This is a genomic window from Okeania sp. SIO2B9 (assembly GCF_010672505.1).
Lineage (GTDB): Bacteria > Cyanobacteriota > Cyanobacteriia > Cyanobacteriales > Microcoleaceae > Okeania > Okeania hirsuta.
On record NZ_JAAHGK010000199.1, the window covers coordinates 1 to 7,762 of the forward strand.

Genomic DNA, 7,762 nt, shown 5'->3' on the forward strand with positions numbered 1-7,762 from the left:
ATTTGGCTCAAATAGAATTAGTCTATGGGCAAATGAATAAAAATGAGTGAGGATTTTCGATTTTATCCATTCAAAAACTACATATATATAGCACTATAGTTTTTGTTCTCTATATCTAGCGTTAATCTCGAAATTTCTGGAGACAAGCTATATAGATTTGCCTATAGCTAACAATGCTATTTACTAATGGCAACATAGTTAAATTGATGATAAAATTCCTCAGAATCTTCAGATGTATCAAATCATCCATGGTCACAAGAAATTGAGGAGTGAATAAAAACCATGTCAAATCCAATCCCTCTTGGTTTGCCTTTGGTATCTAATCCTATAAAGCAGTATTTTAATAAATCAAAAAAAATTTTACTATTGCTAGGAATCATCGGAGTTGGCTTCACCACCACAGGACTCAAACAAGAATTAGTCACAGCTCAAGAACCCACAATTAATAATCAACAAATAGCCTACGTCAATAACTGGCAAAATGCTTCCTTCCCAGTCGAAAACTTTCAAGGATATACATCTCCCTTTGGCCCTAGGGGTGGGGGATTTCATTATGGGTTAGACCTAGCAGCACCCCAAGGAAGCTATATCCGAAATTGGTGGGCAGGCAAAGTTGTAGAAGTTTGGGAAGATAGGCGATGTGGGACTGGTATTGTAATTAAGTCAGGCTATTGGGAACACGTTTACTGCCATGTTCAAGGAGGCGTAGAAACTCATGGTGGACGTCGTTATTTAGTAGATCGTGGTGGTGGAATTATGCTACTTCAAGGTCAAGTGCTACCTGCTGGGACTCGAATAGCGAGAGTGGGAATGACTGGTCGAACCAGTGGCCCCCATCTTCATTGGGGTTTGAAATATGGGGGTCGTTGGGTAGACCCTGGTTTAATTTTACGAGAGATGTATGCTCAACAAACTAGGAGTCTATCAGGTTTACAAGGTAGATAGTTCAACAATTAATAATTATGGGGGTAGGAGACAGGAGACAGGAGACAGGAGACAGGAGAAATGGATCGGGAGCGAGGAGGTAGGGGTAAGAATTGTCAGAATGATTTTTCTCCCATAATCGTCCCAAAATACTAGCTTTTTGCAGCTCTTGCCACTGAAAAGCTGACACTTTTTTAGATAAAAAAATGCTATAACCAATATCAGTCAATGCTTTGAGATTTAATCAGTAAGCCCTAGTTAAAAAGGAAAAAAAGGCAGGAGTTCATTGACAACTTCAAATCTCGATATTCAACATCTACCACTCAAAACCTATAGCAAAGAATCGGTTGGTTAGGACTTATCCTGATAATAAACCGGAGACAGGGAAATATTTCCCCACTGTTGCCTGTTGCCTATTCCCTATTCCCTATTCCCTGCTATAGATTAAACTTCAACTTTTCTTTTCTAAACCAATAGAAAGTTTCTGTTTCTCAGGTAATGTTGTGTATTCCGAAACAATTCTCCGGAACTCTTCACCCTCAATAGTTTCCTTTTCTATTAAAAGGTCTACCAACCTGTCCATCACCACACGATTTTCTCTAATGATTCGGCGAGCTTCCTCATGACAATGAACAGCTATTGCTCGAACTTGATGGTCAATTTTAGTAGCTACTTCCTCAGAATATTCTGACTGTGACTGCCAACCTCGACCCAAAAAGACTTCCTCACTAGGATTCTCTAGAGCAATTGGCCCTAAATCCGACATTCCATAACGAGTTACCATTTCACGGGTTAAATTAGCCACACTCCTAATATCGTTAGCAGCTCCCACCGTTACCTCCGCAGGGCCAAAAATCTCCTCCTCTGCAGCACGCCCACCTAAAGAAATTGTAATTCTGTCTATTAACCAAGAACGGGTATATAACCCACTGTCAACCATTCCTTCATCCATAATTGGTTGAGCAAAACCACCCACTCCTCCAGAACGAGGAATAATACTCACCTTATTTAAAGGGTCAGAATTTTTGAGTACAGTCATTAACAAAGCGTGTCCGACTTCATGGTAAGCAATTAACCGTTTTTTCTTACTATCCAATAATGGAGTTAAACTCAAACCGATGGTCACTCGGTCAATAGCATCATCAACTTCCGAAGGTGTAATTGCTTCCTTACGTCTTCTAGCAGTCAGAATAGCTGCTTCGTTCAGCATATTGGCTAAGTCTGCTCCTGAAAAACCTGGTGTCCGTCGAGCGATCGCCTCCAAGGAAATCTCTGGAGTTAGTTTTTTATTCCGAGCATGGACTTCCAAAATTCCCAAGCGTCCATTATAAGCAGGCAAGTCTACAGTTACTTGTCTATCAAACCGACCAGGACGTAATAATGCAGCATCCAGGACATCAGGACGGTTAGTTGCAGCGATAATAATGATGCCTGTATTGCCTTCAAACCCATCCATCTCTGTCAGTAACTGGTTTAGGGTTTGTTCCCGTTCATCGTTACCTCCACCAATACCAGCTCCTCGTTGTCTACCCACCGCATCTATTTCATCTATAAATATGATGCAAGGAGCATTTTCTTTGGCTTTACGAAATAAGTCCCTGACGCGAGAAGCTCCCACACCCACGAACATTTCCACAAATTCTGAGCCAGAGATACTAAAAAATGGAACTCCTGCTTCTCCAGCGATCGCCTTTGCTAATAGAGTTTTACCTGTTCCCGGAGGTCCTACCAAAAGTACTCCTTTAGGAATTTTTGCCCCAATAGCTGTAAATTTTTCTGGCTTTTTGAGGAAACTGACTACTTCTTGAAGTTCTTCTTTTGCTTCTTCGATACCTGCCACATCATCAAATAATACTCCTGTTTTGGCCTCCATCTGAAAACGTGCTCTGGACTTGCCAAAGTTTAAAGCATTTCCCTGTGACTGACTAGAACGACGCAGGATACTTAGCAGCACAATGATAACTACAAAGACGATGAGGATATTGAAAATAATACCCATAGCAGCGCTATTGTCGGGAGAGCGCTTCAGTTCAAAGTCAATTTTTTGAGCGCGAACTCGATCCAGTAGTTCTGGGTTATACTCAAATACATTGACGGTATACATAGGTTCATTACTTTTTTGCCCTTTCAGGCTAACTTTAGCAATTCCTTGAGAGGGATAAGCATCTATTTCTGTAACTTCACCAGCTTTAATTTTCTCGAGTAGCTGAGTGTAGCTCAGAGAGTTTTGAGTATTACTTTTATTAGCAAAAGCTGGAGTTCCTAGTAAGGCACCTTGAGCAATTATCCCAGTCACCAAAATTCTCCATATAAGTTTTTTATATTTTTGAAAAATAATAGTTTTGGTATTTTGGGTATTAGCTTTAGGATTCCACGGTGATGGGTGATAGTTGTTAATTTTATTCGGCCCATCTGTTTTTATTTGTTTCCAGAAATTTTTCATTAGTATTCTTGAGTCGTGGCCTTTTATCTAGATTAAGGGTACATATCTATATCAATAGCGTATTTCATTATCTTTGCAGTAGTGGTAGTTTGATTCATATCTGATACCAATTACCATGCATTAATGCTGAACTTAAGTAGCACTTCAATTATTAAGTAATTAAAACAAGCAAAATTACATTTTTGGTAATTAGGGCTTGCTGATTAAATATCAAAGCATTGACAGGTAAAGGTTGTAGCATTCCGATCGCCATTTCCAGGCGGGGTTGCGCGACCCAATTATTTTGATAAATAAAACAAGTAAGTTTCCGTTCTACTGAACTTATCCAAACTTACCCCCCAACCCAACTCCCAGGGCTATAGAATATAAGTTGAAGATTTTTTAATTTTTATTTCGTCAGATGAAATAAATTGAAATATAATTAAAAAATAAACAAATATATCAGACTGATATAAATGCTTGAGTTATCTGCCCTCGGTTTACTGCAAAAGAAGCCTCTGCACGGCTATCGTTTAAAGCAACAGCTAGAGTTATTTATGAGTAGCTGTATTAGCATCAACTATGGTGCTATATATCCGTTGCTGAAACGATTAGAAGAGCGGGGTTATATTTTCGTAGTTACAGAAGAACCAGGGAAAGCCGGGTGTAGTCGTAAAATCTATCAAATAACAGAAAAAGGGCGCGATCGCTGGCGTGAAAAAATGCTAGAAAATCTCAAAGAAAGTTGGGTAAAAGGTCGCTCTAGATTTCTGATTAAATTTTTCTTTTTCAGTGATTTAGAACCCATAGAACGAGTAAAACTGATCGAACATCGTTTAATAGTTTGTCAACTACGTCAAGAATATTTAGATAGTCAACAATCTGAAAATATACAACGAGACCCCTATCAATTTTCGGCTTGGAATCGAGCAAAATCAATGCTTAATTCAGAAACGCAATGGCTCAGAGAAGAATTAGTCAAAGAATTAGAACTGATAAATTTTGATTCTAATCAAGCAAAAAAACAGAATTTTAACTCTATATTAACTGCAGAAATTTAGTCAAAATCACAAAAAATAAAGGTTAAATAAATGTCAAATTTCAATTCATCAAACTCAGCAATTAAAGACAAAACTAAACCACCAGAAAATATCCAGGAGAATACCAAAATAGAAATATATGAAGACCAGACAAAAACTACTCTGGAATGGTTTCAACCTGAGAAAAAGAATTTTTCTGGTGTACTTTGGGCAACAGTAATTATTGCCACCCTCGGAGTAGGATTTTTAGGAGGACAATGGTGGCAGTCTCAAAGTAGCGAAACAGCTAACAAACCATCAACAGTAGCTCCAGGTAGACGACGAAGTACCCTAGTTAAAGCCATACCAATAGAAACTACCTCCCTCCAAGAAATCTCAGAATTTGTCGGGAAACTCGAAGCAAAACGCTCAGTCGAAGTTAGACCAGAAATAGATGGTAGAGTAGTAGAAATTTTAGCCCAGGAAGGAACCTTTATATCCAAAGGGCAGGCGATCGCTAAACTCAAAAGTGATAATGTGGAAGCCAACTTAAGGAGAACTAAAGCAAACCTCCGGCGAACTCAAGCACGTTTAGCAGAACTCAAAACCGGAGCAAGGCCAGAACAAATTGCCGCATCTAGAGCGCGTCTTAACCAATCTCAAGCACGTTTAGCAGAACTCAAAACTGGAGCAAGACCAGAACAAATTGCCGCATCTAGAGCGCGTCTTAATCAATCTCAAGCAAGTTTAGCAGAACTGCAAGCAGGTACTCGTGATGAAGAAATTGCTCAGGCAAAAGCACAACTACAAGAGGCAGAAGCACGACTGGCCAATGCCAAGTCAGGTAGTCTGTTAGAAGAAATTGCTCAAGCTAAGGCGCAAATAGAATTACAACAAGCAGAATTAGAGTTAGCTAGCGAACAAGTAAAGCGAAATCAAAATTTGAGAGCAGAAGGAGCGATCGCTGAATTAACTTTTCAGGAAATTTTTAAACAAGAGAAGGCAGCTAAAGCAAGAGTAGAGGAAGCAAAAAGACGAGTGACCCAGTTGCAAAGAAATAGAGAATCTACAATTGAGACATTAGAAGCAGCAGTGGAACAACAACGCCAAGTATTGAGAAGGTTAGAAAATGGCACTCGTCCCGAAGAAATTGCCAGAGCACAAGCGGAGGTGGCTGAAGCTCGTAGTAATTTAGAGGAGTTACAAAACGGCACTCGTCCTGAAGAAATTGCTAGAGCAGAGGCGGAGGTTGCAGAAGCTCGTAGTAATTTAGAGGAGTTACAAAACGGTACTCGTCCTGAAGAAATTGCTCAGGCGAATGCAGATGTGGCAGCAGCACAAGCAGAGGTAGAGAGTTTAGAAGCGGAGTTACGGGATACGGTAGTTGTAGCACCCTTTGCTGGAATTGTGGGAAATATGATTGTGAAAATGGGAGATTTTGTTACTGATAATGACACTATTACTACTGTGACGGCAAATCAAGTATTAGAAATAAATTTACCAATTCCTTTGGAGCGACGAGGGGATTTAAAATTGGGTTTACCTGTGGAGATTAAGAATTCAGAAGAGAAACCTGTGGGAATGGGGAAAGTTAGTTTTATTTCTCCTACTGTTAGTAGTGACTCTCAAACTATTTTAGTTAAAGCAGATGTGGATAATAGTGCTGGAAAGTTAAGAGATGGTCAGTTTGTGCGGGTAAATGTGATTTGGGATAGACGTCAAACTGTGGTAGTACCAATGACAGCGGTAGGTTTTCAAGGAGAAGAAAGGTTTGTGTATTTGTTGGAAGGAGCGGGTGAGGAGCAGAAAGCAAAACGCCAGATAATAGAGTTAGGTTTGGTTAAGGGTGATGTGACTGAGGTGGTGTCTGGTTTACAATCTGGTGACAAGTTGATTGTTTCAGGGGTGCAAAAGTTGAAGGATGGCTCTGCTGTGAAGCTTTTAAATTCAGATAAAGGAAAGAATAAGAGATAGTTGAAACTTATATCATTTGCCCTCTCTCGGGGAGCTATGTCAGCGGATAATTAGTTATCATAAAATTTTTTTTGTAGTTTTGCTCTATCCCTTTAAATACTTGTCTTATATCATGTCTCTTTAAATACCCACAAATAACATTTATTAGGTAGTAGAGAGTAGGGGGCAATTTGATAGATTCTCAAAATAATTGAGAAAATATCATTTTTATTATGTCTAATTAATGAGACTTGATATTATGGATAGAGCAAAACTACGAGCCTCATTATAATTATAAGTTTTTTACTGTAAGCGTAGCTCCTTTGAAGAGGGAAAATGATGTTAAAATCCCCTGGCTCTCATCTTCAATTCCAGCTTTAATACCAAATTGATAAATTTTTGCTACAAATAGCTAGGATATTTCTTAGGAGTCAACCCACCCCTCGCCCCTCCCCCTCCCAGGAGGGGAAGTCAGGAGGACCGAGTCAGAATGAATGGTTTAAATACCATTTTTTAGGTCGTAAATCATTCTTTTCTCTTGGTGCGCTACCAGGTGCGACTGGCGTCGTCGCGGGGTCGCACCGCTTTGTTAAAGTGCATATCCTGCATTTGTATTTTTATTCCTCTTACTATTAGTAACATTCTTTTTTTAAATTGGTATAATCTACAGAAAAATTATAAATTTTATACTTCAATAGACATCTGATAAAATTGCAGATGTATAGCATTTTTTGTACCTTTTTTCAGAAATTTTATTTCCTATTGCCTGTTGTATACTGCTACAAAAAGTCTATTATTTTTCGCAGATGTCTAATTAATTTTAATTACATTATGATATATTTTTTCTGATTTTGCAGCATTTAATTTGAGGTTAAATTATGTTTCTATCCGTCTACGAACCAGGGTAGAAAATTGTTCTCTTAGTTCCACATTTTCAAACAAATTCAAAATATATTTAGCTAGACTCTCCCCATCTTTTTCTTGTGCTAAAAAACCCGTTTCTCCATCAATTATTGCTTCTGGAATACCTGCATGAATCGAACTAACAACAGGTAATCCCATTGCTTGTGCTTCTAGAATAACTATCGGTAATCACTCGGATTCTCCTGTAGCAGTAGTAACGCTTGGCGCTCCCAATAAAAAAGCTTTATTCATCAATTATTTGACAACTTCAGGTGGTTTAACTCCAAGAAAACAGTAATTAGATAACAAACTTCCAGCTAAACTTTCTAAAGATGAACGTAAAATTCCATCGCCAATAACTACTAATTTTATATTAGGAATAGTTTTTTGTACTTGAGCGATCGCCTGAATTAAATATTCACGTCCTTCTTCCCTGGCGTTGCTGAGTGGTAATGATTTTGAGATTAACTTTGGGCGCAAAACATCAGTTTTTCAATTTTACCTTCAGCTAATAGACATCTCCAAGAATCAAAAATCAATA

At 38.6% G+C, this 7,762-nt stretch carries 8 protein-coding genes; 5 read left to right on the forward strand and 3 right to left on the reverse strand.

The window, feature by feature from the left end; translation table 11 throughout:
* The first annotated feature begins 282 nt into the window (after positions 1-282).
* Positions 283-945, forward strand: a complete 663-nt coding sequence (locus F6K13_RS09555) for a M23 family metallopeptidase (protein WP_124144661.1) — start codon at positions 283-285, stop codon at positions 943-945.
* Entirely contained in the window at positions 902-1,063 is a 162-nt protein-coding gene (locus tag F6K13_RS09560; RefSeq protein WP_287239197.1) for a hypothetical protein, read from the forward strand. The genes F6K13_RS09555 and F6K13_RS09560 overlap by 44 nt, the downstream gene beginning before the upstream one ends.
* 312 nt (positions 1,064-1,375) lie before the next feature.
* Here the strand turns inward: F6K13_RS09560 and ftsH are convergent, their stop codons facing one another.
* Positions 1,376-3,367 (reverse strand): ATP-dependent zinc metalloprotease FtsH, encoded by a 1,992-nt coding sequence (ftsH, locus tag F6K13_RS09565; protein ID WP_124144662.1) that lies wholly within the window; start codon positions 3,365-3,367, stop codon positions 1,376-1,378.
* Positions 3,368-3,822: 455 nt separating this feature from the next.
* Between ftsH and F6K13_RS09570 the strand changes: the two genes are divergently transcribed.
* From F6K13_RS09570 to F6K13_RS09580, 3 genes are all read left to right on the forward strand, one after another.
* Positions 3,823-4,407, forward strand: a complete 585-nt coding sequence (locus F6K13_RS09570) for a PadR family transcriptional regulator (RefSeq protein ID WP_124144663.1) — start codon at positions 3,823-3,825, stop codon at positions 4,405-4,407.
* Between the two features lie 30 nt (positions 4,408-4,437).
* Positions 4,438-6,339: an efflux RND transporter periplasmic adaptor subunit gene (locus F6K13_RS09575; RefSeq protein ID WP_124144664.1), complete on the forward strand. Its 1,902-nt coding sequence runs from the start codon at positions 4,438-4,440 to the stop codon at positions 6,337-6,339.
* A gap of 378 nt (positions 6,340-6,717) precedes the next feature.
* Positions 6,718-6,954: a hypothetical protein gene (locus F6K13_RS09580; RefSeq protein ID WP_124144665.1), complete on the forward strand. Its 237-nt coding sequence runs from the start codon at positions 6,718-6,720 to the stop codon at positions 6,952-6,954.
* Between the two features lie 240 nt (positions 6,955-7,194).
* On the opposite strand, the gene F6K13_RS09585 is transcribed toward F6K13_RS09580, so the two are convergent.
* Both F6K13_RS09585 and F6K13_RS09590 read right to left on the reverse strand, forming a co-directional pair.
* Entirely contained in the window at positions 7,195-7,404 is a 210-nt protein-coding gene (locus F6K13_RS09585) for a glycosyltransferase (protein ID WP_338043171.1), read from the reverse strand.
* Between the two features lie 72 nt (positions 7,405-7,476).
* A complete protein-coding gene (locus F6K13_RS09590; RefSeq protein WP_124154645.1) occupies positions 7,477-7,701 on the reverse strand; it encodes a glycosyltransferase family 4 protein in 225 nt (74 codons plus the stop codon).
* Between the last annotated feature and the right edge of the window lie 61 nt (positions 7,702-7,762).